19 protein-coding genes are annotated in these 26,248 nt (G+C 53.3%); 6 read left to right on the top strand and 13 right to left on the bottom strand.

Annotation, left to right across the window (positions count from 1 at the left end):
* Positions 1-57: 57 nt before the first annotated feature.
* The 5 genes from VGJ94_14815 to VGJ94_14795 all read right to left on the bottom strand — a co-directional run bounded on the left by VGJ94_14815 (position 58) and on the right by VGJ94_14795 (position 6,445).
* Entirely contained in the window at positions 58-912 is an 855-nt protein-coding gene (locus VGJ94_14815; GenBank protein ID HEY3277887.1) for an NAD(P)-dependent oxidoreductase, read from the bottom strand.
* On the bottom strand, positions 909-1,727 hold the full coding sequence (locus VGJ94_14810; protein ID HEY3277886.1) for a radical SAM protein: 819 nt from the start codon (positions 1,725-1,727) through the stop codon (positions 909-911). The genes VGJ94_14815 and VGJ94_14810 overlap by 4 nt, the downstream gene beginning before the upstream one ends.
* Before the next feature lie 233 nt (positions 1,728-1,960).
* Positions 1,961-3,331 carry an HD domain-containing protein gene (locus tag VGJ94_14805; GenBank protein HEY3277885.1) on the bottom strand — a complete coding sequence of 457 codons (1,371 nt, stop codon included), beginning with the start codon at positions 3,329-3,331 and terminating at the stop codon, positions 1,961-1,963.
* 6 nt (positions 3,332-3,337) lie between these two features.
* Positions 3,338-3,922 carry a hypothetical protein gene (locus tag VGJ94_14800; GenBank protein ID HEY3277884.1) on the bottom strand — a complete coding sequence of 195 codons (585 nt, stop codon included), beginning with the start codon at positions 3,920-3,922 and terminating at the stop codon, positions 3,338-3,340.
* Between the two features lie 129 nt (positions 3,923-4,051).
* The gene (locus VGJ94_14795) at positions 4,052-6,445 is read right to left on the bottom strand and encodes a PAS domain S-box protein (protein HEY3277883.1); all 2,394 of its coding nucleotides are present in this window, start codon (positions 6,443-6,445) and stop codon (positions 4,052-4,054) included.
* 200 nt (positions 6,446-6,645) lie between these two features.
* Here VGJ94_14795 and mnmG point away from each other — a divergent pair, with 200 nt between their 5' ends.
* From mnmG to VGJ94_14770, 5 genes are all read left to right on the top strand, one after another.
* Positions 6,646-8,508, top strand: coding sequence for a tRNA uridine-5-carboxymethylaminomethyl(34) synthesis enzyme MnmG (gene mnmG / locus VGJ94_14790; GenBank protein HEY3277882.1), 1,863 nt, complete (start codon positions 6,646-6,648; stop codon positions 8,506-8,508).
* 2 nt (positions 8,509-8,510) lie between these two features.
* Positions 8,511-9,182, top strand: a complete 672-nt coding sequence (locus tag VGJ94_14785; protein HEY3277881.1) for a reductive dehalogenase domain-containing protein — start codon at positions 8,511-8,513, stop codon at positions 9,180-9,182.
* Positions 9,179-10,276, top strand: a complete 1,098-nt coding sequence (gene carA / locus VGJ94_14780) for a glutamine-hydrolyzing carbamoyl-phosphate synthase small subunit (protein ID HEY3277880.1) — start codon at positions 9,179-9,181, stop codon at positions 10,274-10,276. The genes VGJ94_14785 and carA overlap by 4 nt, the downstream gene beginning before the upstream one ends.
* Positions 10,269-13,505, top strand: coding sequence for a carbamoyl-phosphate synthase large subunit (gene carB, locus VGJ94_14775; protein ID HEY3277879.1), 3,237 nt, complete (start codon positions 10,269-10,271; stop codon positions 13,503-13,505). The genes carA and carB overlap by 8 nt, the downstream gene beginning before the upstream one ends.
* A 165-nt stretch (positions 13,506-13,670) precedes the next feature.
* On the top strand, positions 13,671-14,108 hold the full coding sequence (locus VGJ94_14770) for a CBS domain-containing protein (protein ID HEY3277878.1): 438 nt from the start codon (positions 13,671-13,673) through the stop codon (positions 14,106-14,108).
* A 130-nt stretch (positions 14,109-14,238) separates the two neighbouring features.
* Here the strand turns inward: VGJ94_14770 and VGJ94_14765 are convergent, their stop codons facing one another.
* From VGJ94_14765 to VGJ94_14750, 4 genes are all read right to left on the bottom strand, one after another.
* Complete coding sequence (locus VGJ94_14765; GenBank protein HEY3277877.1) at positions 14,239-16,011, bottom strand: phosphoenolpyruvate carboxykinase (GTP); 1,773 nt, start codon at positions 16,009-16,011, stop codon at positions 14,239-14,241.
* Between the two features lie 227 nt (positions 16,012-16,238).
* Positions 16,239-17,024 (bottom strand): ATP-binding cassette domain-containing protein, encoded by a 786-nt coding sequence (locus tag VGJ94_14760; GenBank protein HEY3277876.1) that lies wholly within the window; start codon positions 17,022-17,024, stop codon positions 16,239-16,241.
* A 126-nt stretch (positions 17,025-17,150) separates the two neighbouring features.
* Positions 17,151-17,942 (bottom strand): 3-oxoacyl-[acyl-carrier-protein] synthase III C-terminal domain-containing protein, encoded by a 792-nt coding sequence (locus VGJ94_14755; GenBank protein HEY3277875.1) that lies wholly within the window; start codon positions 17,940-17,942, stop codon positions 17,151-17,153.
* Between the two features lie 449 nt (positions 17,943-18,391).
* Positions 18,392-20,446 carry an acetate--CoA ligase family protein gene (locus VGJ94_14750; protein ID HEY3277874.1) on the bottom strand — a complete coding sequence of 685 codons (2,055 nt, stop codon included), beginning with the start codon at positions 20,444-20,446 and terminating at the stop codon, positions 18,392-18,394.
* A gap of 307 nt (positions 20,447-20,753) precedes the next feature.
* Here VGJ94_14750 and VGJ94_14745 point away from each other — a divergent pair, with 307 nt between their 5' ends.
* On the top strand, positions 20,754-21,197 hold the full coding sequence (locus tag VGJ94_14745; GenBank protein ID HEY3277873.1) for a CBS domain-containing protein: 444 nt from the start codon (positions 20,754-20,756) through the stop codon (positions 21,195-21,197).
* A 236-nt stretch (positions 21,198-21,433) separates the two neighbouring features.
* Here the strand turns inward: VGJ94_14745 and VGJ94_14740 are convergent, their stop codons facing one another.
* The 4 genes from VGJ94_14740 to VGJ94_14725 form a co-directional block, all read right to left on the bottom strand.
* On the bottom strand, positions 21,434-22,981 hold the full coding sequence (locus VGJ94_14740; protein ID HEY3277872.1) for a long-chain fatty acid--CoA ligase: 1,548 nt from the start codon (positions 22,979-22,981) through the stop codon (positions 21,434-21,436).
* 115 nt (positions 22,982-23,096) lie between these two features.
* The gene (locus tag VGJ94_14735) at positions 23,097-24,398 is read right to left on the bottom strand and encodes a TRAP transporter large permease (GenBank protein HEY3277871.1); all 1,302 of its coding nucleotides are present in this window, start codon (positions 24,396-24,398) and stop codon (positions 23,097-23,099) included.
* Positions 24,391-24,876: a TRAP transporter small permease gene (locus VGJ94_14730; GenBank protein HEY3277870.1), complete on the bottom strand. Its 486-nt coding sequence runs from the start codon at positions 24,874-24,876 to the stop codon at positions 24,391-24,393. The genes VGJ94_14735 and VGJ94_14730 overlap by 8 nt, the downstream gene beginning before the upstream one ends.
* Positions 24,877-24,920: 44 nt before the next feature.
* A complete protein-coding gene (locus VGJ94_14725) occupies positions 24,921-25,952 on the bottom strand; it encodes a TRAP transporter substrate-binding protein (protein ID HEY3277869.1) in 1,032 nt (343 codons plus the stop codon).
* Positions 25,953-26,248: the final 296 nt, after the last annotated feature.

The following is a 26,248-nucleotide window of genomic DNA, read 5'->3' as shown; positions in this document are numbered from 1 at the left end:
ATAGATTTTCACGTATCCTGCTCCTTGTCAATAGGGCCCTCACCTGCACCCGGGGGGTTACAATCCTTTGAGCACCTCGTAGAGGACCGAAAAATCGAGCTGGTCTTTGCCGCCTTTAAAAGTCAGGGCAAATAGCTCCTTCACCGGACTACCCGTGAAGAGGGGCCTTTTTAACGTCCTTGCAAGGTCTTCCAGGTAATGGAGATCTTTGTATATGAGGGCGGATGAGAAATGGGGGGAGAAATCCCCGGTCAGAAGCTTCTTTCTCTTTGCATTGAGGACGCCGGAATTCCCCGCACCTGCAGCGAATATATCGAGGACCTGCTCTTTGTCCACCCCGGCCGCCTCCCCGAAAACCATTGCCTCCGAAATAGCGGCCATAAATGTGCCGAGGAGGAGGTTATTTATCAGTTTCATCTTTGTCGCCGTTGAAGGCCGGGGAAGATAAAATATATTTTTCCCTATAATTTCGATGAGCGGCCTTTGCTGCTCATAGGCATCCTTCTCTCCGCTTACGAGGACGGTCAGGTTACCTTCCGAGGCAGGCACCACGCTTCCCAGTACGGGGGCCTCGAGATATCGGCCGCCCTTCTCCCGGACCCTTTGATGAAAGGCAGCCACCCGGTCGAAATGATTGGTGGTGGTATCGATGATCGTTTTTCCTGAAAGGTCCCCTTCCATAAAACCACCGGGACCAAAAATCACCTCTTCCACTGCCTTGCTGTCAAAGAGGTTGAGAAAGACTACGTCCACTTCCCCGAGAACCTTTACGGGGCTTTCTGCCACGGGGGCGCCGAATTCAACCGCCTTCGCCCTGGTCCGGTTCCAGACCATAAGCTCCACGCCCCGGGAAACAAGTCTTTTCGCAATCGTCTTTCCGAGAGTACCGAGTCCGATAAATCCTGTTTTCATGCCCAGCCTCCTGATTCATTCGGGGAATCAATAGCGCTCCCAGCGCGGCTGCCGCAGCAGTCAAAAAAGACGGAAGCCGCCACCCCGTTCTTCTCAAAGGATTCTTTCAATGCCTGCGCCGTATCCACAAAATAATCTTCCTCGAGGAACCGGGTCAACCCCTGCAGGCGGTAGAGACCTATTACTTTTCGTGAATAATTGAGCTTATCGATACACACTTCATCGACCACACCGTAAAGGAGCCCTGCGAGGCGATCCGGGTCAAGGGGGAGCATGGGTCCTATGAAGGCATAGGTGCGAATGCCTTCCCCATGGAGAACTTTCAGCGCTTTTACCCTCGATTCAATCGGCGGAGCGGAGGGTTCGAACAATTCTCTCACCTCATCACTATCCGTGGTGACCGTGATGCCTACTTTGATGGAAGGGAGGGCTTTGAAGAGGTCTTTATCCCTGGTACATAAGGGGGAGCGGGTAAGAATATTCACCTCGAAAGGCGAATCTCGGAGCGCCTCGAGACATCCTCTCGTAATCCGGTACTCTCTCTCGGCAGGCTGGTAGGGGTCGGTGACCGTGCCTACAAGGAGGGACCCGCCTTTCTTCCTCGCGACCTGCCTCCGGAGCACTTCCGGTCCGTTCACCTTCACGTCCACAAACGAGCCCCAGGGCTCCATATGGCCGGTGAAGCGTTTCATAAATGTGGCATAGCAATAGGCGCAGGAGTGCTCACATCCCACGTAAGGATTGATGCAGTAATCAAAGCCTTCGATTCCGGTGCGGGTGAGGATCGATTTTACGATTATCTCTCTTCTGTCCATGGGCGACCCGGGAAAGCGTGCTTTTGCGGGTGAGAATCCGAGGACCCAAAGCTGCTATCCCTATTATTTTAATATACAATAATCCCCGGTCCCTTACAACCCGGCCCGGGGGTAAATTGGCGTCCTCTTCGTTTCGGGAGATGGCCGACCTGCACGTGCTCCGCCAGACGGGGTTGGGCATTTGCGTGCCCTTGACCGCCCTTCGATCCGGAGTAAGTCGAAAAAAACCGATTCTATTGCGTTCCGGGGCTAAGAAAAGATTCCGCGTATTCGAGTGCCTCACCCTTATCCCTTATCTCTCCGGAGATCTGCCTCTCCCGGATGTCCGCCAGGATCATCCCCACCAGCGGGCCGGCCCTGAATCCGAGGGAGAGCAGATCGCGGCCGCTCACCAGGACCGGCAGGGGCTCTCTTTTCCAATCGAAGTACATGTGAAGCACGTCCTTGCATCTGGATTCGACGCGGGCTGTCGATTCATTTTCGCTCCCGCCCGAACTGCCGTACATGTCGCACATGGTGTGAACGAGAAGGAGCGGGGTCAATTCCCCCATTTTATACACGAGCCGTCGCACCGCCCTCTCGGTCGACTCGCTGCCGCTTATGAGAAAAACCCTCATGTGGTGCTCTATGAGAGTGAGAACAGCTTTTATCTCGTGGGCGCTGAACCGCAACCCCTCCATGACGCGCTCTGCCATATTGCAGGAATATTTTTCGTGGTAAAAGAAATGGACCGCCTCTTTCTCGGGATCGTAGGAAAAAGTGACCGCCTTCCCCAAATCGTGGAAAAGGAATGCATAACCTACGCTCTTCAGATCCTTTTCAGGCAACCCGTAGAGGGCGCCGTATTTTTTCAGGTACCTGAATCCCTCCACCATGTGTCGATAAGTCCCAAGAGCGAATCCCTTTTCCTCGTCCATCTTCCGGAGAGCCTCGAGATCGGGGATAAATTCGAAAAGGAGACCCGTCTCCTCCAACATCTTTATCCCCTCATGGGGCATCGGAGAGGTTATGATCTGGTCGAATTCGGATTTTATCCTTTCGGGAGCGGACTCGTGGATATGGCCTTTCAGCACGGTTACGGCGGCGATAAGTTCCGGGTCGAGGGAAAAATTCTCCAGGGTCGCATAATGACGGACCGCCTTGAGCATCCTTAGCGGATCATCGAGCAACACCTGGCTGCGCGGGCATCTGATGGTCCTTCTCGCGAGATCCGTGAGTCCCCCGAGGGGATCTACGATCATATCGCGCTTCAAATCGTAGGCAATGGCATTGACCGTAAAATCACGCCTCCGGCAGTCATCCTCCACCGTGCCTTCGAAGGAATTAATATCAAGGGAAAGGGTTCCGACGATTATTCTGTGGGTATGGATCGGCTTCTTCCCGAGAACGAACGAGGAGGCGCCGAAAAGGACCTCGAATACCTTGAGGTCCTTTTCCTGATCGATAATAAAATCATAATCACGGGGGGAACTTCCCAGTGCTATCTCCCTGATCGCGCCCCCTACCAGATAGATATTGCCCTCGAAACACCCGCTTCCTACTTTCTTTATGACCGCCTGTTCTTTGATCCTCTCGGTGAGGTCGCGAAGCAGTACGTCCGACAATGAACGCTATACCTTCTCGGCGAATTCCACGAGGCCTCTCGCCATCCGCTTTACGGAATCGGTAATGTCGATATAGAGATAGGATGCCTTGGGCATGCAGACACCCGTGATGAGGCGGTTCTGATGGACCACCGAATACTCGTCCACAAGGTTGTTCAGATCTTCCTTGCCTTTCTTGATCGCCGCCAGCAGGTGGGGGTTCTTTGTAACCACGTAATCGATTAAATCTTTTACCTGTCCGCCAATGAGACCGAAAAGCCCTTTCAATTCCTTCTGGGCCTTCTCACTGAAAAGCGTATTCGATTCGATTTTAATCTCCATCCTGTCCATGACGTTGTCCAGGCCAAGGGCAACGGTTTGAAAGGCGATCACGAGGCTCACGAATTTCTTTTCCGTTTCCCCCTTGTCTACTTCGCCTATAATTTTTTCGGCATAATCGAGACGCGCCTTCAGGAGATTCCTGAATTTTTCGTGCTCTTCTTTTACCATTTTGACGTTTACCGAGAAGAAGCCCCGCCTGACGCTTTCCATCACGGTCAACATATCTTTGAACAGTTCGCTGAATTTCTGGTCCATCTCTCTTTCTTCCATAACCCCTCCTCAAGATAAGCGCATTGGATTCCTATTTATAGCATACGAAGCGCCGTATGTCAGCAGACTTGCAAAAAGAGAGCGGCAAAAAATTTTCCCTGTACCCTCACTGTGTTTCCCTCGGGAAAACTATTCGGAGATGATGGTACGCAGGACTTCGCTCAGTTCCTCTATCTTGAAAGGCTTGGTGATGATGCCGGAAAATCCGTACTTTCTGAATTCCGCCATGACCGGATCATTCGAATACCCGCTCGAGACAATCCCTTTGACACGCGGGTCAAGGTCGATCAGCTTCTGGATCGTCTCCTTTCCGCCCATCCCGCCGGGTATGGTGAGGTCGAGAATCACGACGTCAAAGGGCCGGCCGGAATTTCTCTCCTCCTCGTACATTTCGATCGCCTCGTCCCCGTTCTTCGCAAAGGCGGCGTCATATCCCAGGGCCCCTAATATCTCGGCTGTGATTTCCCGGATCATCTCTTCGTCGTCCATGAGCAGCACCCGGCCTTTGTGCGGCGATTGAACCCCATCCGCCCCGTTGCCTTCAGTTGAATCGCTTTCATAGGCAGGAAGATAGACGGCAAAAGTGGTCCCCTCTCCTACGATCGATTCGACCTTGATATATCCGCTATGCTTCCTCACAATGGAATAACAGATCGCGAGCCCCAGGCCCGTTCCTTTCTTGCTTCCCATCTCTTTCGTCGTGAAATAGGGATCGAAGATCTTCGGCAGGTAGGTCCCCGGAATTCCCGGTCCCCGGTCGTTAATATCGATGCGCACGTAAAGGCCCTGATCGAGGGAGAGGTCGTTGTCCGCCCCGAGGGCGATATTTTTTGCACGGATCGATACGACGCCGCCTGAAGGCATGGCCTCCTTTGCATTGACGATTACGTTGTGAATCACCTGCCGAATCTGCCCCTCATCGATCTCCACAGGGAAGAGATCGTCCGAGATTTCATAGTCACATTTTACATTCGACCCGCTTAAAGACAGGTTTACCGAATCCTCTATCAGGCGGTTTATGGAGACGACCCGCTTGAAAGGTTCTCCCCCCTTTGCAAAAGTCAATAATTGCTGAGTCAAATCCTTGGCTCTCATTGTCGCTTTTTCCGCATCTTTCAATCGTTTTACCGCTTTGTTTTCCGGGTCGATGGACATCCTGGCCAGGGTTATGTTCCCCAGCATGACGGTCAGGATGTTATTGAAATCATGGGCAATGCCGCCTGCAAGGGTTCCTATCGATTCCAGCTTCTGGGACTTGATCAGATTTTCCTCCATCCGTTTCCGGTCGGTGATGTTGCGGGAAATGGTGGCTACCGACACGATAGTCGATCTTTCGTCTTTGATAGGGTAGCGGTTTACATTATACCAGAGCTTATCCCCATCGACCGTAATCTCCTCTTCGGTGGTGAGGCTCTTGCCTGTCTCGAACACGTAATTCAGGTGCTGCATCATCCTCGATGCCTCGGTAGGCTGGAAAACCAGGTGGGGCGTTTTGCCGAGGATCGTATCGCTTTCATAGCCGTACCGGTGGGTGCCGTTGTAATAGAGGAAAGTCCCTTTCCTGTCCTGAAGGGTTATGACGTCATTCGTGCCCTCGATAAGGAGCCTCAGACGCTCTTCCGACTCTTTAAGCCTCTGCTCGCCCCGTTTCCGTTCCGTAATATCCCGGGAGCAACCCACAATCCCCGCAAATTGTTCTCTATCGTCATAGACGGGGGCATTGTAGATCTCGAGCCACACTTTCTCACCCTCCAGGGTGATCATCCTTTCGAATTTGAAAGGCCTGCAGGCGTTCTTCGTCTCCACGTCGCCGGCGCCGTAAATATTTTCAGGAGCAGTCTCATCACCGTGCCCGCCGAGAAGGGTGATCTCCCTGTCGGTCCTGCCGAGGCATTCGTCCTGGGAACATCTGAGGACCCTCCGGCAATGGGGCTTGCTGCTGAATACATATCTGAAATCTTTGTCTTTGTAATAGACCATATCCTCCATCTGGCCCGTCATGATATCGAGGATACGGCTCTGGTGCTCGAGCTCCTCCTGGGTCTTCTTCCTTTCGGTCACATCGATTATTACCCCCACGATGCCCCCGACGGAGCCGTCAGATTTTTTGAATAATCCTTTATTGTTCACCACGTTGCGGACACTGCCGTCGGCATGGGTGAATCGGTATTCACGGCTCACCCTGCCTCCGTTGCTCATGAGGTCGAGGTCTTCGTCATGATGCATCCGGGCCTCATCCTTCGGAAGTATATCGGAGACGGATTGGCCGATAATATCCTTACGGGCCAGACCGTGATATTCGAGGAATGCATTGTTCGCTCCGAGGTACCTGAAGTCGGCTCCTTTGTAGAAGACGGGTGCAGGGACGGCGTCTATAAGGGTCTGAAGAAAATGGATCTGGGCCTGAAGCGGAATTTCCGCCTCGTCCGCGGCGCCCGCCTTTTTCCGGGCATACTCAAGGCGCTCACGAAGGGAACGAATCTCCTTTACGAGCTGCTCCTTCGGTTTCTCCTCATCTCTCATGGAATTGTCCGGGAATGCCGTTTTAGCCCCCCCTTCTCAAGGGCATATAAATTATAATTCCCTTTGACCCTCCTTGTAAATACTTTTAATAAAGTCAAAAACTCAAAAGGCCGGACCCGGGGAGCCCCCCCCACGTTCGTAATAAGTATGGCAAATACAAACGATTTCTGCTAGAATATACCGGTTATTTCGGTGCAAATATGGATACATACGATGTCATTGTCATAGGAGCGGGCCACGCGGGCTGCGAGGCCGCACTCGCCGCATCCAGGATGGGGAGCAGAACACTGCTTATCACCATGAATCTCGATCACGTGGCGCTAATGTCCTGCAATCCCGCCATAGGCGGTCTCGGCAAAGGTCATCTCGTGAAAGAGATCGATGCCCTGGACGGCGAGATGGCGAAAAATATCGACGCCACCGGAATTCAGTTCAGGGTGCTGAACATGAAGAAAGGTCCCGCAGTCCGCTCCACGAGAATCCAGGCTGATAAGGCGCGTTATTCTTTGCGGATGAAGCAGCGGGTCGAGTCACAGGAGAACCTCTTCGTCAGGCAGGGCCTCGTGGAGCGTCTCCTTGTCGAGAACGATAGGGTGAGGGGAGTTTCCACGCTTTGGGGCGAAGAATTCGAATCGACGACCGTGGTCATTACTGCGGGCACGTTTCTGAGGGGGCTCATCCATGTGGGACTCGAGACTTTCGAGGCGGGACGAATGGGTGATTCGCCGTCGGTGAATCTCTCGCTCTGCCTTCGCGACCTCGGATTCGAGATGGGAAGACTCAAAACAGGGACATGTCCCCGTCTCGACGGCAGGACCATCGATTTCTCAAGGCTGGAGCCCCAGCACAGCGATGACCCGCCAAAGCCCTTTTCTTTCCTCACTTCATCCCTGCCCATGAGAAGGGTGCCCTGTTACATAGGGTATACGAACGCTTCCACCCATGACGTCATCAGATCGGGTCTCGACCGCTCGCCCCTCTATACGGGAAAAATAAAAGGGACGGGAGTACGGTATTGCCCTTCTATAGAGGATAAAATCGTCCGCTTCAAAGAAAGGGAGCGACATCGTATTTTCGTGGAACCCGAAGGGCTCGACACCGCCGAGTACTATCCCAACGGCCTCTCCACGAGCCTTCCTCTCGATATCCAGCTTGCCATGCTGCGGACGGTTACGGGACTGGAGCACGTAGAGATTACACGCCCCGGATATGCCATAGAATACGATTACGTACCCCCGACCCAGCTGATGCCGACACTGGAAACAAAAAATATAAAGAACCTCTTTCTCGCGGGACAGATAAACGGCACCACCGGCTATGAGGAAGCGGGCGCCCTGGGTCTTATGGCGGGCATCAATGCGGCCCTCAAGGCTAGTGGGGAGGGAGAATTCATCCTCGGCAGGGAGGAGGCATACATAGGTGTGATGATAGACGATCTCGTCACGAAAGGCGTGGACGAGCCCTACCGGATGTTTACCTCGAGGGCGGAGCACAGGCTCCTTCTCCGGGAGGATAACGCAGACCTCCGGCTTACCGGGAAGGGCTATGAAATAGGACTGGTGAGAAAAGAAAGATACGAGGCAACCAGGGAAAAGGCGGCAAAGATCGGGAATGCCCATGCCCTGCTCCGGTCGGTAAGATTCACCCCCACAAAAGAGACCAATTCCCTGCTCAGGGAAGCCGGCATGGAGGGGATAAAGAACCCCGCCACCCTCGAGGAGTTGCTGAAGAAACCCGAATGCACCATGGAGAATATAAAGAGGCTGGAAAAAAGGCTCCTCCTCGTTGAAGAAGATATTGCTTATCACGTTGAGTTGAATGTAAAATACCGTGGTTATACGGACAGACAGCTCGATATGGTAAGGAAAGCGAAGAGACTGGAGGACCAGAGAATCCCTTCAGGCTTGGAATACGCGGAAATTTCAGGGCTTTCCAGGGAAATGGTGGAAAAATTCTCGCGCATAAGACCCTTTTCTCTGGGCCAGGCTTCCCGGATACCGGGAGTCACTCCCGCTTCCATTACGGCATTGCTCATTCATTTTAAAAAGAAGGGCATTTTATAGATATGATCAAAGAGGAGAAGAACGCCGTCATCGAATATCTCTCACGATTCGATGTGGATGTTTTCGGAATTGCAGATTTTTCCAAATATGACAAGGAGGTCGTGGATCTCCCTGATGACGTGCGCTCCCTTTATCCCTTTGCCATATCTTTCGGCATGGTTCTATCGCGGGGGGTGCTGGAGACGGTGCGGAAAGGACCCAATCCCCTCTATCTCCACCATTACCGCCAGGCAAACAGCCGCCTCGACCGGATTGCATACCTCCTCTCCCGGGAAATCGAGAGGGCGGGCTATAGAAGCCTGCCCCTGGGGGCATCCCAGGTCGTCGACTGGAGGAACCAGAAAGCACATCTTTCTCACAAGCACGTGGGGGTATTGGCAGGGCTGGGCTGGATCGGAAGGAATAATCTTCTCGTACATCCTTCTTTCGGTTCCCATCTCCGCTACAATACAGTACTCACCGATATGCCCCTCGAGGCCTCCGTGCCGCTGGACGAGGGCTGCGGAAACTGCAGGGCCTGCGCAGAGGTCTGCCCGGCGGGCGCGATAAAAGACGACCCGGTTCAATTCGACCATATGGGGTGTTATCACATGATTACGGAATTAAAAAATAAGAGAAATATCGGCCACCATATCTGCGGGATATGCGTTGAGGCTTGCAAGGGGGTAAGATGAAGGCGCTCATTGCACTTGAAGACGGCACCATATTCGAAGGCAGGGCCTTTGGCGCGGAAGGCGAGAAGGAAGGCGAAGTCGTCTTCAACACGAGCATGACAGGATATCAGGAGATCATGACCGACCCGTCCTATAAAGGGCAGATCGTCACCATGACCTATCCTCTTATCGGCAACTATGGAGTGAACGCCGAGGATGTGGAATCGGACATCCCCAAGATCGAAGGGTTTATTGCCCGTGAATTCAGCAGGCTCACGAGCAATCACAGGGCCGAGGACGATTTATCAAATTATTTCAAAGAACACGGCATCACAGCCATCGAAGAGATCGATACGAGGGCCCTGACAAAGCACCTGAGGGTAAAAGGAGCCATGAGAGGCATCATCTCCACTCTCGATCTCAATCCTGAGAGTCTCATCGAGAAAGCCCGCACTTCCAGGAGCATCGTGGGCAGGGACCTCGTGCGGGAAGTGACATGCAAGACGCCTTACGTATTCGGCGAAGATTCAGGCGACCTCAGGTGCGTGGTCATGGATTACGGGGTGAAAGCCAATATTCCGAAAATGCTCAAGAACGAAGGTTGCCATGTCACGGTAGCGCCGGCCGATATGAAGGCGGAGGATATTCTGGCCATGGCGCCTGACGGCATCCTCCTGTCCAATGGTCCCGGCGATCCCGAAGCAGTCACCTACGCGATCGAGGAGATAAGGAAACTTCTCGGAAAGGTCCCCCTCTTCGGTATCTGCCTGGGTCAGCAACTCCTCGGCCTCGCCTACGGCGGCGTCACCTATAAGCTGAAATTCGGACACAGGGGAGCCAATCAACCCATAAAAGACCTCAAGACCGGCAGGGTCCATATCGCCTCGGAGAATCATGGCTTCGCGGTCGACGTGAATTCCATAAAAGACCAGCCCGTGAGGGTGACCCATGTCAATCTTAACGATAATACGGTAGAGGGGATTGAGCACGAGGTGTATCCGATATTTTCCGTTCAGTTTCATCCCGAAGCCTCTCCCGGACCCCATGATTGCTATGGCTTATTCAGAAAATTCAGAGATATGATGGAATCATTCAAGAAGGAGAAGTATGCCTAAGAGAACAGATATCAAGAGCGTCCTCATTATAGGATCGGGACCCATCGTAATCGGCCAGGCGTGCGAGTTCGACTACTCGGGCAGTCAGGCATGCAAGGCGCTGAGGGAAGAAGGGTACCGGGTGATTCTCGTAAACAGTAACCCCGCGACCATCATGACCGATCCTGATATGGCCGACAGGGTATATGTTGAGCCCCTTATCCCCGAGATACTCGAAGAGATTATAAAAAAGGAGAGACCCGACACCATTCTGCCCACCATAGGCGGACAGACCGGCCTCAATCTCGCCACAATTCTCTCTGAACGGGGCATCCTCGGCCGTTATAATGTTGAGCTTATCGGGGCCGATTATGCGGCCATCAGAAAAGCCGAAGACCGCGAAGAGTTCAAGGCGGCAATGGAAAGAATCAACCTGGAGGTGCCGAGAAGCGGCCTTGCCCATAACATGAAGGACGCCAAAAAGGTAACTAAAGAAATCGGCTTCCCCCTCATCATCCGGCCGAGCTATACCCTGGGCGGCACCGGCGCATCGGTGGCATATAATATCGAAGAGTTTGAATCCCTCGCCCAAAGAGGCCTCGAAAGCAGCATGATCAGCGAGATCCTCATCGAGGAGTCCGTGATCGGCTGGAAGGAATATGAGCTCGAGGTCATGAGGGACAAGAACGACAATGTGGTCATCATCTGCTCCATAGAGAATTTTGACCCCATGGGCGTCCATACAGGCGACAGCATTACCGTGGCCCCGGCCCAGACCTTGACCGATAAGGAATATCATAACATGCGCGATGCCTCCATCCGCATTATCAGGGAAATAGGCGTTGAGACCGGGGGCTCCAACATCCAGTTCGCTGTAAACCCTGCAACAGGAAGGATGGTGGTGATCGAGATGAACCCGAGGGTATCGAGAAGCTCCGCCCTCGCGTCAAAGGCAACCGGCTTCCCTATCGCAAAGATTGCCGCAAAGCTCGCTGTCGGCTATACCCTTGACGAGATACCCAACGACATCACAAAAAAGACCCCTGCCTCCTTCGAGCCCACGATCGATTACTGCGTGGTCAAGATACCGCGCTTCACCTTCGAAAAATTCAGGGGCGCAGACGAGACCCTCACGGTTTCCATGAAATCGGTGGGAGAGGCAATGGCCATCGGAAGGACTTTCAAGGAGGCCCTGCAGAAGGGATTAAGATCGCTTGAAACAGGGGTCTTCGGTCTGAATGACGACCGCCTGCCCGGCATCGACGACCATGAGTGGATAAAACAGAAGCTTATCAGGCCCAACAAAGACCGTGTTTTTTATATACGCCATGCGATCCGCCTGGGCTTCGATATCGATGAGATAAATGCGATCTCCGGCATCGACCGATGGTTTCTCAAGAACATCGAGGACATCGTCACCTTTGAGCGGGAGTTGGAGCTCTACCGAAAAGAGCTGCCCCTCTTTTCCGATTCCAGGCAGGTCCTCTCGGAAGAACTGATGATAAAGGCAAAGAAGTTCGGATTCTCAGACCGCCAATTGGGCGCCATCCTGGGCCATTCGGAGGAAGAGGTGCGGGCATGGAGACTCGGCAAAGGCATACGGAGCGTCTTTAAGCTCGTCGATACCTGCGCCGCTGAATTCGAGGCCTATACCCCTTATTATTACTCCACCTATGAGATCGAAGACGAGTCAAGGGAGTCGACCAAAGAAAAGATCATGATCCTGGGGGGCGGTCCCAACCGGATCGGTCAGGGCATAGAGTTCGACTACTGCTGCGTCCATGCCGCCTTCGCCCTGAAAGACCTGGGTTATGAGACCATAATGGTGAACAGTAACCCCGAGACGGTGAGTACCGACTACGATACCTCCGATAAGCTCTATTTCGAGCCTCTCACCTACGAAAACGTGCTGGATATCATTCAGAAAGAAAAACCTGCGGGAGTGATCGTCCAGTTCGGCGGCCAGACTCCCCTCAATCTCGCCGTCTCGCTCCAGAAGGCAGGCGCCCCGATCATCGGCACCACGCCCGAAAGTATCGACGTCGCCGAAGACAGGGACAAATTCAAGACCATGCTCCAGAAGCTCCGCCTGACCCAACCGGAGAACGGCATCGCCGTCAGCTTTAATGAGGCACAAGAGGTGGCCAACACCATCGGCTATCCCGTGGTAGTGAGACCTTCATATGTTTTGGGCGGAAGAGCCATGGAGATCGTGTACGATGAGACGGACCTCAAATCATTCATGATAAAAGCCGCCGAAGCGTCGCCGGACCGCCCCATACTGATCGACAAGTTCCTCGAAGACGCTCTCGAAATCGACGTGGATGCCGTTTCTGACGGCGAAACGTGCGTGGTTGCAGGGATCATGGAGCATATCGAGGAAGCGGGCATCCATTCGGGCGACAGCGCCTGCGCCCTTCCCCCTTACTCTCTGGATGATGCGGTCATAGAGAGGATAAAGAAGGATACTTACATGCTCGCGAAGGAGCTTCATGTCATCGGGCTCATGAATATCCAATATGCGGTCAAGAACGATGTCGTCTATGTGCTCGAGGTAAATCCCAGGGCCAGCCGGACCATCCCCTTCGTAAGCAAGGCCACGGGCATACAGTGGGCCAAGGTGGCTGCCAAACTGATGGTGGGCATGAAGCTCAAGGACCTCGGCATCACGAAAGAAATCGAGATCACCCACGTGGCGGTGAAAGAATCGGTCTTTCCCTTTAACAAGTTTGCGGGTGTCGATACGATCCTCGGTCCCGAGATGAAGTCTACGGGAGAGGTAATGGGCATCGACGTGAACTTCGGGGCCGCCTTCTGGAAGGCCCAGCTCGGGGCCGGCCAGGACCTCCCGTCCGAGGGAAACGTCTTCGTGAGCGTCAAGAACAAAGATAAAAGAAACGTCATATTCATTACCAAGAAACTCTCCGACCTCGGTTTCCGTATCTATGCCACAAGGGGCACGGGAAAGGTGTTGGCGAACAATGGGATTGAAGTGAAGTTCGTCCACAAGGTTTCCGAAGGAAGACCTCACATAGTCGACATGATCAAGAACGGTGAGATCAACTTCATCATCAACACGCCGAGCGGCAGAAATCCGAAACAGGATGAAGTCCTTATACGGTCCGGAGCGGTGCAGTATAAAATACCCTACACCACCACGCTCTCAGGCGCCCAGGCGGTAGTGAACGCCATAGAGTGCATGAAAAAGGAGAAGCTCCAGGTAAGGGCATTACAGGATTATTACCCGTAACAGGGGTCGTGCCTTCATCTTTTGAGATCTTCCCATTCTTTTCCGGCGTATATATTCTACGTTTTGATATTAAAAGTATTGACTAAATACCGACTCCCATAGTAAACAGATAGAAGATAGAACTCTTCGGCCCTTCGGGCGCCGATAAAGCTTTAAGGAGGCACTGTGAAAACAACGGTGAGTCAGATTCTCGAGCGAAAGGGAAACGAGGTGTGGACCGTCACCCTTGATACTATCGTATATAAGGCGCTCATGTTGATGCAGGAAAAGGGAATAGGGGCCGTAGTCGTGCTTGGGGAACAGGGCAGCCCCGCGGGAATTCTCTCGGAGCGGGATTATGCGCGAAAGGTTATACTCGACGGGAGGTCATCGAAAGAGACCGAGGCAAGAGAGATTATGGTGAGAGACCTTTACGTGGTCTTTCCCTCCACCACCGTCGACGAGTGCATCTCTCTCATGACGGAGAAGCGGATCAGGCATCTTCCGGTACTCGATCACGGCAAGCTCGCCGGACTGGTCTCCATGGGCGATGTAGTAAAGGCAATCGTCCGGGAACAGCGCCTGGAGATCGAAACCTTGAATAAGCACATAAAGAGAACGTGATAAAAATGGGCCTGCCGGATTCAAAGCCGGCAGGCCCACGCGCCATCCATATTTTTTCTCTACCGCTTTTCCTCTACCTCAACCTCAACCTTTCTTTTTCTCTGCCTTTGGCTCTACCTGCCTCTTTTCCCTACTCCAGGCCCTGTCTCAGCTTCGCAAGGTGCTCCACCATCTCCCGGGGTATTCTACCGCCGAATCGGGCATAGAACTCCTCGATCCCATCAGCTTCCCTCTTCCAGTCATCCTTTTTGAACTCAAAGAGTGTATCGATTACCTCTTGCGAGAGATTAAGACCCGACAAATCGAGGTCGGAAGGGTTCGGGAGCAGGCCGAGAGGAGTTTTTCTCGCTTCCGCCACACCCTTCACCCTGTCCATCATCCATTTTATAACACGGAAATTATCCCTGAACCCGGGCCAGATAAAGCGGCCCTCTTTGTCCTTCTTAAACCAGTTTACGAAAAACATCTTCGGCGGATTCTTTAGTCTGCCGCCTATCTTCATCCAATGGGCAAAATAATCGGCCATATTGTACCCGCAAAAGGGGAGCATAGCCATGGGATCACGCCTGACCACGCCCACCTGGCCGGCAGCGGCGGTGGTGGTCTCCGAGCCGAGAGAGGAGGCCTTGAAAACGCCGTGGTTCCAATCGAAACTCTCCGAGACCAGGGGCACAGTATCGGACCGTCTTCCGCCGAAGAGGATCGCGGAGATGGGAACGCCGCCCGGGTTGTCGAACTCCGGCGACAGGGTCGGGCAATTGCGGGCAGCTACCGTAAAACGGGAATTGGGGTGGGCCGCTACTTTTCCGGACGCGGCATCCCAGGGATTACCCTGCCAATCGAGCATGTTGCGGGGGGGGATGTCGCTGAGACCTTCCCACCAGGGAGAATTCGTATCGAGGTCGAGTCCCGTGTTGGTGAAGAGCGTGGGGTATGATATACCCGCCTTAAGGGTCTTTATCATCTGGGGATTCGTTTTGTCCGAGGTCCCCGGGGCAACGCCGAAGAAGCCGGCCTCGGGATTGATGGCATAAAGCCTGCCGTCGGCGCCTACGTTGATCCACGCGATATCATCCCCTAAAGTGGTGACCTTGTAGCCCTTGAGAATAGGGTCAATCATGGCGAGGTTCGTTTTGCCGCAGGCAGAAGGAAAAGATCCGAGGATATACACCGTCTCTCCGGTCTTCTCATCTTCCACACCCATAATGATCATATGCTCCGCCAGCCACCCCTCGGTCCTCCCCTGGTAAGAGGCGATCCTGAGGGAAAAACACTTCTTGCCCAGAAGGGCGTTTCCGCCGTACCCCGAGCCGATGCTCATTACGAGGTCCTCCTGAGGGAAATGCATGACGTAGCGCCTCTCAGGGTTCAAGTCTGCGATCGAGTGGAGACCTTTTACGAAGGCCGTGGAATCTCCGATCCGCTTGATGGTGGCATTCCCGACCCGCGTCATGATGTACATGCTTACGACCACGTAAATGGAATCGGTGACCTGGATGCACGGCTTCGCGTAAGGAGAATCAGGATGGCCCATCATGTAAGGGATCACGTAAAGGGTGCGCCCTTTCATGCACCCGTCGAAGATGGCACTCACCATCTCTTTTGCCTTCGCCGGCTCCATCCAGTTATTATTGGGTCCTGCCTCATCTTTGGAGGGTGTGCAGACGAAGGTGAGCTGCTCGGTCCTCGCCACATCATTCGGGTGGCTCCGGTGGAGATAGGAGTTGGCAAACGCCTTTTCGTTCAGCTCCTGAAAGGTATGGTGAAAACCTGTCTTCTCCGTCTCGATTCCCACTTTAATGAGATCCCGCATCTCATTTTCAGTGCCCTGGACCCAGTAAATTTTATCCGGCTTGGTAAGCCTTGCCTGCTCTTCGACCCACTGCTCGACGGCTGTTGCCATGCGTCTCCTCCTTGAAGTTAGGGATAGAAGCTCCGCTCTGTCCTTCGCGAACGCCTGCCCTCCCGGAACAGACGACCCCTTTTTCGCGCCCCATGCTCACACAGGGCAACAATAGCTAATATGTATCATTATTGCGTCAAATTCAAGGAAAAAAGAAAGCCGTCTTTCAATAAAAACGAGGTCTTTCGGGCGAGGAGCAAGGTCGGCAGGGCAATATATGGAGCAGATCAGGCGCGTCCGGGCAGGGCCTGAAAAAAGCCGTTCACCTCTATGACCTCAACCGGTATGTCGAAGAGGCTTGTAAGATTACGGCTTGTAAGCACTTCGTCCTTTGCCCCGTCGCGCACAACTTTGCCTTTCTTGAGCAATAGTACGCGCAAAATGGAAGGGGGGATCTCGTGGACGTGGTGGGTCACGAGGACCACCGTTTTCCCGGAATTGATGAGTGTCTCGATCATGTCCAGGTACTGGAATGATGCCTTGAGATCGAGACCGCTGGTCGGTTCGTCGAGAACCAGTATATCGGGGTCGCTGATCAATGCACGGCCGAGGAGGAGCCTGCGCTGCTCTCCCGTGGACATGCGGGAAAAGAGCTTCTTCCGGCAATCCCATGCCCCGAGGGTACGAAGCAGCTCTTCGGCACGCTCCCGGTCGGCGAGGGTGAACTTCTGATGGTCCCAGATGCCGATGCTCGAATAAAGGCCGGATAGGAGCACGGCAAAACCTTCCGCATCACCTAAATATTCCCCCTGCAGATCGGACGATACGATCCCGAGATGGGAGCGGATATCCCACACATTCCAGAGCCCGTGGCCGAGCACTTTCACCCAGCTGCCCCGCTCCTGTACAGGGTAGATCTCCCTGGTCAGGAGCTTGAGGAGGGTAGACTTACCCGCACCGTTAGGCCCGAGAATAGCGGTGCTCCGCCCGGCTTCTATTTCGAGGGACAATTGCCTGAAAACCGGAACATCGCCGCGGTACACAGTGGCATTCTTTATCTCCAGCACTTTCATAACTTCATCAGTCCTTCCGTGATCGCCATTCGCGCCGGTCGCAGGCTATACAGGGTAACCGATTCATTTCGGACCGGTCAAAAACTCTTACAGAAGGGTATAGAAGGGGGTCAGACAACTGGTGGGTTACTTCCTCAGGAGCATTGCACCGCTCGAATACCCGCCTCCGAATACGGTGATTGCAATAAAATCCCCCGTATTAAAGCGATCCCAGTTCTGGGACAGCGCTATGGCCGTGCTTGCAGAACCCGTGTTTCCGGCGTCTTCGATATTTATTATTACCTGGTTATCCCGCAATGCAAGGCTTTGGGTAATGTGATTGATGATCCTCATATTCGCCTGATGGGGTATGAGGTAGGTCACATCCTCGAGGGCGACATGGTTCCGCGCCAGGAGGCTCTCCATTTCAGATACCATATATTTCGTGGCGTGGACGAAGATATCCCGACCGTGGGGCATCTTCAGCCCCCCCTCATTGGGTCGCAGATAGACTGCTTCGGGACCCTTTCCCACATGCCCCAGTCCCGCGGTATGAATATCGAGTATTTCAAGGCCGTCGTTTCCGTACCGTTCTTTTGAGACAAAGACCGCAGCGGCGCCGTCACCCCACAGATGGCCCGATTGGCCGTCGCTGTCGTCGCTGTAGGCGCTGTTATGCTCCGCCGCGATTACAAGGGCCTTTCGTGCCTTATGGGTGGCGAAATACCCTTCCACGATCTCCAGGGCGTTCAGAAAAGAAGAGCAGGCGGAAGATACGGAGATCGCCCGTGCCTTCGAAATATCAAAACCGCTCTGCACCGCATGGGCGAGGGTACCGACGGTATCGTAAGGCGTATAAGTGGCGCCCACGATAAGATCGATATCCCTGATCGGATAGGGAAGCCTGTCGAGCGCGGCTTTCACCGCCTCAACGGACATGGTATTCGTATTCTCTCCCGACTGTGCTCTCCTTCTGGTGCGAATCCCTGAACGTGAATAAATCCATTCTTCCGTCAGGCCTGTGAGCTTTGTGTAGTATTCACTGGGAAGTAATGTTGCGGGCAAATAATGTGCGACGGCATTGATATACATAGAGGCTCTGGAATCCCTCCATTCCATGGTAATAGGACCCTTTTCCGAGCCCTTTTGAGTTGTGCGGGATATCAGCCAAAGAAGTGAGAAAACCATCGGGTGAAGTGATCTCGGAAAACCTTAGTCTTCTTTTTAGATAAGCCTGTTCGAATGCAAACTATACCAGCTATTCCGGCCCTTGTCAAGGAAGGCCTGAGGATCGGGCTACTCCTCCCGCTCGTACAAATATGTCATCGCGGTAGACCGAAAACCTGTTTCGGCAACCCCGCCGACACTCCTCAAAACCTCGCCGGGCGTTATCGGACCTCGATCTTCCCGTCCACTATCACCCCTCCCTTCCCTTCTTCGAATAATATGAGGGGGTTAATGTCCAGCGCCCCGATCTCGGGATGACTGACCAGGAGCGTCGAGACACGGACGAGGGCCGTCACAAGGTATTCCAGGTCATACCCCGGCCTTCCCCTGAAGCCCGTGAGGATCGGCGCGCCCTTGAGCGATTCGATCATCTCCCGTGCCCCTTTTTCATCGACAGGGGCAACCCGCAGGGAGACGTCCTTGTAAACCTCTACAAATATGCCGCCCATTCCGCACAATACTACGGGCCCGAATTCAGAGTCGTATTTTCCCCCTATGATTATTTCCAGACCGGTTGGCGCCATTTTCTGAAGGAGGTACGAGTCCGCCTCCATACTGCCGAATGCGAGTGAAAGGGCAGGCTCATCCACCAGGTTAAGGAGAACCCCGCCTTTTTCCGTCTTGTGGAGGATATTCGGGGAAGCTGTTTTCAGCGCCACCGGATAGCCCAGCTCGCGGGCAGCTTTGATCCCCGACTCAAGGCCATCCGCCACCTTATAATCCACAACCTGAAGATCAAAATTTTTGAGAAGCTCGAATACTTCTGCGGGCGCCATCACCCCTTCGGGCAGACGGGGAGGCAAGGCCCGCCCTTCCTTGTATCGCACCCTGTCACGGCCCGATGATGCCTCTTCGATAGACCGATGATGGAGGTATGCCTTCCAAACTGCGGCAAGGGCGTCATCCACCTGGTTGAATATGGGGAATTCTTTTACCTCTCTCAGGGTAAGCAGGTGCTCCCGATGGGGCACGGTACAGAAGATGATCGGTTTGCCGTACTTTCTTGTCAGGGAACCACAGCTCGCGATATAGTTGAGGGTCGGCTCGAGATCGCCTCCGAGGGCATAGGAATGGAGCAAGAGGACCCCGTCGACGCCCTCCTCTTTCAGGGCCTTTTCCGTAATCTCCATATACACGTTAAAATCGAATACATCCCCCAGGTCGAGAGGGTTTGTCCTTCGTATTACCCCTGCCCTGGTCTTTTCGGAGAGCATCCCGAAAAACTCGTCCGAGAAAGAGGCGAGGGTGAAACCGTGAAGGTAGACGCTATCGGCGGCCAAAACGGCATGTCCTCCGGAGCGGGCCATTACGGCGAGCCTTCGCCCTTTAAGGGGGGGCAGGGTAAAAGCCTTGAAGCAGTTCACCATTTCCGGCAGGTTTCCCACCCGAATAATACCGGCCTGTTTCAACGCCTCATCTCCCACTCTGTCGTCTCCGGCCAGGGCGGACGTGTGGAATTTGGCAATATGCGTGCTGCCCGGACTCCTGTTCGATTTGAGAAGTATCAATGGTTTTGCGGTGGAGGCTGCCAGATCCATAAGCCTCCTCCCGTCCCTGATGTTTTCGAGATAGAGGCCTATCATATCGGTGGTCGGATCGGAAATGAGGTATTCGAGAATATCGTTTTCATCGCAGACAAGCTTATTTCCGATACTTACAAGCTTATTCACCCCTACATTTTCCGTATTGCTGAGGATAATAATGTCATGGACGAGCCCTCCACTCTGGCTCACCACGGAGACCGGTCCTTTTTCCGCTTCATGGGGATAGAGGGGGTAAAAAGGCAGGATAAGCCCGTTTTCCACATTGACAATTCCCACGCAATTCGGACCTATGATCTGCATGCCCCATTTATGCGCGACCTTCAGGATCTCCTCTTCCAGGCCCTTGCGCTCCTCGCCGAATTCAGAGAATCCCCCGGTTTCAATCACCACCTGCCGTATGCCTTTTTCCCCGCACTCCTCCAGGGTCTCCCTCAATCCACGGGCAGGGATCAGGATTACGGTCAGGTCGGGCACTACCGGAATTTCGCGGATCCCCGAATATATTGGCCTTGCCCCCAAAAAATCCCTTCTTCCCCCTACCAGGTAGAGAGTCCCCTTGAACCCGAAGCGGTCCATGTTTTCAACAATGATCTTGCCGTTATTCGCAGGAGAATTGGAGACGCCGATTATCGCCACCGTGTCGGGAAAAAACATGCTTTTCATGCTATTCATAGGCACCCCGGAATTATATGAAAGTTACCTGAAGATACCACAAATGGAATTGCCGGTAAAAGAAAAAGATCGCTCTCCCGGCTTTAAACCACCATGGTTTCATCAAACTAAATTAATTGATATTCAAATTATTGATAATATGTATATTGACTTTTAAACAACTCCCGTATACAATATCATGAACAGGATAACCGAATCCATTTACAGGGCGCCGGCCTTCGTCCCTTTCAGGAGAAGGAGCGGGAGCTTGAGGAGCACCTTATGCTCATGTCCGTTCGGTGTACCGGACCATAACAGAGGAGGTAAGATGAAAACTACCGTGGAACAGATCTTGAAACGCAAGGGTGGTGAAGTATCCACCGTCTCGACCGACACACTGGTCTACAGGGCACTGGGGCTCATGCAGGACAAAGGCATAGGCGCCCTCATCGTGCTCGACGATGGGGGAAAAGTTGCGGGGATTGTGTCGGAACGCGATTATGCGCGAAAAGTCATACTTGAAGGCCGGTCCTCAAAGGAAACCTTTACCAAAGATATTATGACGAGCGATCTTTATGTCGTGTCGCCCTCGACTACAGTAGACGAATGCATCTCCCTTATGACGGAGAAACGGGTCCGCCACCTTCCCGTGTTTGAACACGGGCGCCTCGCGGGGGTGATCTCAATCGGCGACGTGGTCAAAGCAATAGTCAAGGAGCAGAAGATCGAGATCAAGCATTTAAGCGATTATATCGCAGGCACGTACGTGTAATTCCAATTCTTAAGTCAAAGATGATATCGAGGCGACGAGGAAGGCGCGACGAAGGTGTACTACCAGTACATCGAGGAGCGGATGACGAAGGCAACGAAGAGAGCGCTTTGAATTAGAAATGGAATAAGAGATCAAATTCGCCCCTTGCCGGAATGGCGTCTGCCTGGAGCCGGCAAGGGGTCTGCCTTTATGGAAAGGACCTATGGGGGCCGTCCTTCAGCCGGGATGGCCTTCCGTCAATTATTCCCGTAGAACTTCCTGATTTCCTTTTTCAATATCTTCCCCTGGGGGCTCTTGGGCAGCTCTTTCCAGAAATCGACTGACTTGGGCTTCTTGTACCCTGCCAGCCGCTCGCCGCAGAAGGCGATAAGCTCGGCGTCTGTGGCAGCGGAGCCGTTTTTCAGTACCACCGCGGCCTTGACCACCTCCCCCCAGTGCTCGTCCGGTATGCCTATGACGGAGACTTCCGAAACCGCCGGATGCCGGTAGAGAACCTCCTCCACTTCCCTTGGATAAATATTGACGCCGCCCGATATGATCATGTCATTCTTTCGTTCCACGATATAGATGAAGCCTTCGGAATCGAATTTTCCGAGGTCCCCGGTGCGAAGCCATCCTCCCCTCAGCTTCTCTTCGGTCGCCTCCGGCATCTGCCAGTATCCGATCGTCATAGCCTCGCTCCTGCATATGATCTCCCCTACCTCTCCCACGGCCACGTCCTGGTCATTCTCATCGACGATCCTGATCTCGTAGTTGACCGCCGGTTTTCCCGAAGAGGCGAGTCTCTCCAGATTCGCCCCCGGACCGCTCACGATATGATCCTCAGGCTTGAGGACCGTGGTAAAGGGGCCGCTTTCCGTTTGACCGTAAAGCTGGGCAAAACCGCAGGGGAAAATCTCCAGGGCCTGCCTCAGGAGTTCCACTGGCATGGGAGAGCCCGCATAGAGGATCAGCCTCAAGCTGGAAAGATCGAACTTCTTCACATCCGGGATCTGAAGAAGGCTGTGGATCATGGTGGGGACGAACTGACACCTCGTGATCCCCTCGCGGGCAATATATTCGAGCACCTCGGCGGGGTTAAATCCGCCTTCCTTCTTGATATAGATCGTGTTGGGCATAAAGGAATGGCGCACGATATTGTCTTCCGCGGCAACGTGATACATGGGAAATGTAATCAGCACCTTTTCGTCATATTCGACCCTCAACTCTATGGCGCTCGCCACCGCATCCGACATCAGGTGGCGATGAGTCCTCATGGCGCCTTTGGGCCTCCCCGTGGTGCCGGCGGTAAAGATTATGCTCAGCACATCATCTTCCGTTACCTTCACGCCGGGCTCCACCGCAACCCCAACGGATGCGATGTCTTCATACTGCTCCATCCCCTGCCATTTGGATTCCTGCAGACAGATATACTTTAGAGAAGGACTGAGGCCGGGCCTGATCGCCCCGACCATTTCACTAAAATCCTGATCGAGAAAGAGGAATGCGGGGCTGGAATAGTCGATCAGCTCCTTCAGTTCCTCGGCCTTCAGATGGTTGTTATAAGGACAGAAAATTCCCCCCGTTTTTGCCGCGGCAAAGTAGATCTCCATAAACTGATGGCAGTTGTGGACCACTGCCCCGATACGATCTCCCTTCCTAAGACCCGCACCGATCAGGAAGCGGGCTACCCGATTGACCCGCTCATTCAGGGTTTGAAAAGTGAGTGGTCCGCCCTCATCGACGACAGCCGGCTTTTTAGGAAATTTATTCGCATTTCTCGTAAGTAGATCGCCAATCGTCATTTTCCCTCCTCCTGTTCATGGTTCTTGCGCGGGCCCATCTCAACGATCGAGCGCCCGCGCCTCTTTTCACACGTTAATTGCTAAGGGCCCTTCTTCACCGCCTCCCTCGTCCTCGTTAAGGCATAAGCAGATTAGGCAGGTAAAGGACGATCGGGGGAAATAAAAAACAGAGTACAACCACCATCACCAGAGCGATAAGAAAGGGATAGACTCCGGCATAAATAATGCCCATAGGCACTTTCGTAATATTCTTGACGATGAAGACGCATATGGCCACCGGGGGGACCACGGAGCCGATGCAGACGGTAAGCGCCACCATTATGCCCGCCCATAGGGGATCGTACCCGAGTTTGGTGATGATGGGGAAAAATATAGGCGTTGCCAGGATCATGAAGGCAAGGTCATCGATGAACGATCCCCCAATCAGGTAAATGAGGAGAATCATGCAGCATACCACATAGGCAGGCAACGTGAGGCCCAGGACCCACGATCCGAGAAGGACCGGCATATTGGTCACCGCGATAAAATGTCCGAGCATGTTTGAAGTAGCGATGAGGAGCAGCACCATACACGCGGTCCTGAGGGACTCTCTCACCGATTTCACATAACCTCTGAAATTCATATTCTTTTTTGCGATGCATAGCACGAGGACTGAAAATGCCCCTATACTGCCCGCTTCAGTGGGCGTAAAAACCCCTTTCATCATACCCACGATGATCACCAGGAAAATGACGAGAGGCCATATCACATCCGGCACCGTCTTCCACCGGGCGCTCCACGTGAATGCCTCACACTTAGGGCCGAGAGAGGGATTGATCCTGCACCAGCCGAAGATGACTACCACAAAAAAGAATGCAATGAGCAGCCCGGGAAATATACCGGCCAGAAAAAGCCGGCCGATCGACTGCTGGGTCACGATACCGAAAATAATCAGGACCACGCTGGGCGGGATGAGACATCCCAGGGTCCCGACGGTGGCCACGATGCCGGTAGAGAGTTTTTTGTCGTAACCGTATTTGGTCATCTCCGGCACCGCCACGCTCGCAAAGGTAGCCGACGTGGCCGCTACTGAGCCGCAGATTGCCTTGAAAGCCGTGGCCCCGGCGACCGTGGCCATAGCGAGACCGCCCGGTATATGACCGAGGAACCTGTGGGCACAATCATAAAGACGCTTCGCGATGCCCGCATTGAAGGCGATCTGGCCCATGAGGACAAAGAGGGGGATCACGGTCAGCCCATAGGAGGCAAGGGCATCGAAAAAATCGTTGGCAATAAGGCCCATGGCAGCCGGCACGTCGACAAGGTACGCGAATCCCACGACGCCGATGATGCCCATGGCAAATGCCAGCTCGATACCGGTAAGAAAGAGTCCCAGGAGCAGACAGAGTGCGAAGATTCCCACGACGGTCTCATTCATGTTCGCCCCCGGAAATAGTTTTTATAAGCAACGATATGAGCACGAGACATTCCACGAAAGCGCATAAAGACAGAATGTACGCAGCCGGGTAATAAGGTACGTGGAGGGTGAGGGAGACCTCTCCGGATTTAAAGTGTTCGGTGCCGAGAATGGCGAGGTTGGCTCCGAGGACCGCAAAAAATGCGATCCCCATCACTCTCGTGATAATATTGATCATTTTCTTCAAAGCCGGTGAAAAATGCTCGAGCAGGAAATCTACGGCGACATGCCCCCCTTCCCACGACGTGAGGGGAATGGCGCAGCCGATTACCACGGCGCCTCCCAAGAATACAAGCTCATAGGTGCCGGTGATCGGTTTCTTGAAAAACCGCAGGATCACATCAAGGACGGTAATCAGCATCATGAGCGTGAGAATAATCCCCCCGACCACGTCCATCACCCGTCCGATTCTCAAAACCACGGAATGAAATACCTGCATTCCCTTACCTCCTCGATAGAATGGAAAGCGATGCTGATATCCCCTTATTTCCTGAAAGGTTTCAGGTAATCACGGACGAACTTCAATGCCTCCTCGCCGGGCAGTCCTTTTGCCTTCATTCTCTTTGTATAGTCGTCAAAAAGAGGTTCCGCCTTTGCGACCCATCTCGCCTGCTCCGCCTTATCGAGGGTGATGATCTTGTTGCCCCGTTTTATACAATATTCCTTTCCGCTTTTCTCAATTTCGTCCCACATGACGGCAAACTTCTCGATATACTGGGGACTCATCCCGTCTATTATCTTCTGCACGTCCGGCGACAGGGAATTCCATTTCTTCTTGTTCATGACCACCACAAAGGTGGCGCTATAAGATGTCTCGTAATTCTCCGTATGGTATTTTACCTGCTCTCCGACCCTGAAGCCTTCGAGGGCCTCGTAGGCGGCCATCAGCCCGTCAGCCACGCCCCTCGAGAGGGAGTCGTACACATCCGTCATGGGCATTGCGACCGGGGTTCCTCCGAGGTATCCCATCAATTTAGCGTTCGATCCGTAGGTCCTCATCTTCATGCCTTTCAAATCTTCGAGTTTCGATATGGGTTTTATTTTTGTGTGGACTATACCGGGGGCCTGGGCATGGAACCAGAGGATCTTTATATCTTCGAATTCTTTGGGTTTGAACTTATTGTAGAAGGCATTGGCCATTTTCGTGGGAACCGTGTTGTTCGGGTAACCCAGGGGAAGGTCTATAATCTCCATGAGGGGAAACTTACCCACTGTGTAGCCGAGGACATGGTTGCCCACATCACTGATGCCTTTGGTCACTGCATCGTAACTCTGGGCTGCGGGCACAAGCGTACCGGCCGCGTAATAATTGACCTTGACTTTCCCGCCTGTCTTCTTCTCTACTTCCTTGCCCCAGGCATCGAGAAGAAGGCTCTGCTTATGGGTAATGGGAAACCAGTTCGCTACCTTCAGGGTGACTACCTTCTCCTGGGCAGAACTATAGGAGGGAACGAGAAATGAAGCCAAAAACGCGGCAACCGCGAAACAACATACCATCCATGATGATCTTTTCATAAATCCTCCCTTATGATTTGTGTTTTCCTGGCACTCTCTTCCCAATCTTGTGCAAATACTGTCGTGCGGAAGGGTCGGAGCGGTCATGGAAGCTATTGACAAAAACCCCCTCTCCCACCTTTCTTAGACCCCTGTCTTCGGTATCCACCCCCTTTCTTCACCTCTTTTTCTTATTTTGGGCGACTAATGAAAACATATCCTCCCTGCCTCGCCCCTCGGATATAGCGGGAAGAATGACTGATATTCAATACATGAAATATCAACAACTTTACATTTAAGGCATCAGAGTGTTGTCG

The sequence above is a fragment of the Syntrophorhabdaceae bacterium genome, from assembly GCA_036504895.1.
Classification (GTDB): domain Bacteria; phylum Desulfobacterota; class Syntrophorhabdia; order Syntrophorhabdales; family Syntrophorhabdaceae; genus PNOM01.
Note: the sequence above shows the minus strand (reverse complement) of the source record. Positions and strands in the feature narration are given on the sequence as shown.

Bases quoted from the DNA above. Each gene is read 5' to 3' on its own strand.
- VGJ94_14810 (HEY3277886.1), bottom strand. From the start codon at position 1,727: ATGGACAGAAGAGAGATAATCGTAAAATCGATCCTCACCCGCACCGGA.
- VGJ94_14795 (HEY3277883.1), bottom strand. From the start codon at position 6,445: ATGAGAGATGAGGAGAAACCGAAGGAGCAGCTCGTAAAGGAGATTCGT.
- VGJ94_14730 (HEY3277870.1), bottom strand. From the start codon at position 24,876: ATGCAGGTATTTCATTCCGTGGTTTTGAGAATCGGACGGGTGATGGAC.
- VGJ94_14800 (HEY3277884.1), bottom strand. From the start codon at position 3,922: ATGGAAGAAAGAGAGATGGACCAGAAATTCAGCGAACTGTTCAAAGAT.
- VGJ94_14750 (HEY3277874.1), bottom strand. From the start codon at position 20,446: ATGAATAGCATGAAAAGCATGTTTTTTCCCGACACGGTGGCGATAATC.
- carA (HEY3277880.1), top strand. From the start codon at position 9,179: ATGAAGGCGCTCATTGCACTTGAAGACGGCACCATATTCGAAGGCAGG.
- VGJ94_14725 (HEY3277869.1), bottom strand. From the start codon at position 25,952: ATGAAAAGATCATCATGGATGGTATGTTGTTTCGCGGTTGCCGCGTTT.
- VGJ94_14760 (HEY3277876.1), bottom strand. From the start codon at position 17,024: ATGAAAGTGCTGGAGATAAAGAATGCCACTGTGTACCGCGGCGATGTT.
- VGJ94_14815 (HEY3277887.1), bottom strand. From the start codon at position 912: ATGAAAACAGGATTTATCGGACTCGGTACTCTCGGAAAGACGATTGCG.
- carB (HEY3277879.1), top strand. From the start codon at position 10,269: ATGCCTAAGAGAACAGATATCAAGAGCGTCCTCATTATAGGATCGGGA.
- VGJ94_14765 (HEY3277877.1), bottom strand. From the start codon at position 16,011: ATGGCAACAGCCGTCGAGCAGTGGGTCGAAGAGCAGGCAAGGCTTACC.
- mnmG (HEY3277882.1), top strand. From the start codon at position 6,646: ATGGATACATACGATGTCATTGTCATAGGAGCGGGCCACGCGGGCTGC.
- VGJ94_14740 (HEY3277872.1), bottom strand. From the start codon at position 22,981: ATGACGATTGGCGATCTACTTACGAGAAATGCGAATAAATTTCCTAAA.
- VGJ94_14745 (HEY3277873.1), top strand. From the start codon at position 20,754: ATGAAAACTACCGTGGAACAGATCTTGAAACGCAAGGGTGGTGAAGTA.
- VGJ94_14755 (HEY3277875.1), bottom strand. From the start codon at position 17,942: ATGTCCGTTGAGGCGGTGAAAGCCGCGCTCGACAGGCTTCCCTATCCG.
- VGJ94_14785 (HEY3277881.1), top strand. From the start codon at position 8,511: ATGATCAAAGAGGAGAAGAACGCCGTCATCGAATATCTCTCACGATTC.
- VGJ94_14735 (HEY3277871.1), bottom strand. From the start codon at position 24,398: ATGAATGAGACCGTCGTGGGAATCTTCGCACTCTGTCTGCTCCTGGGA.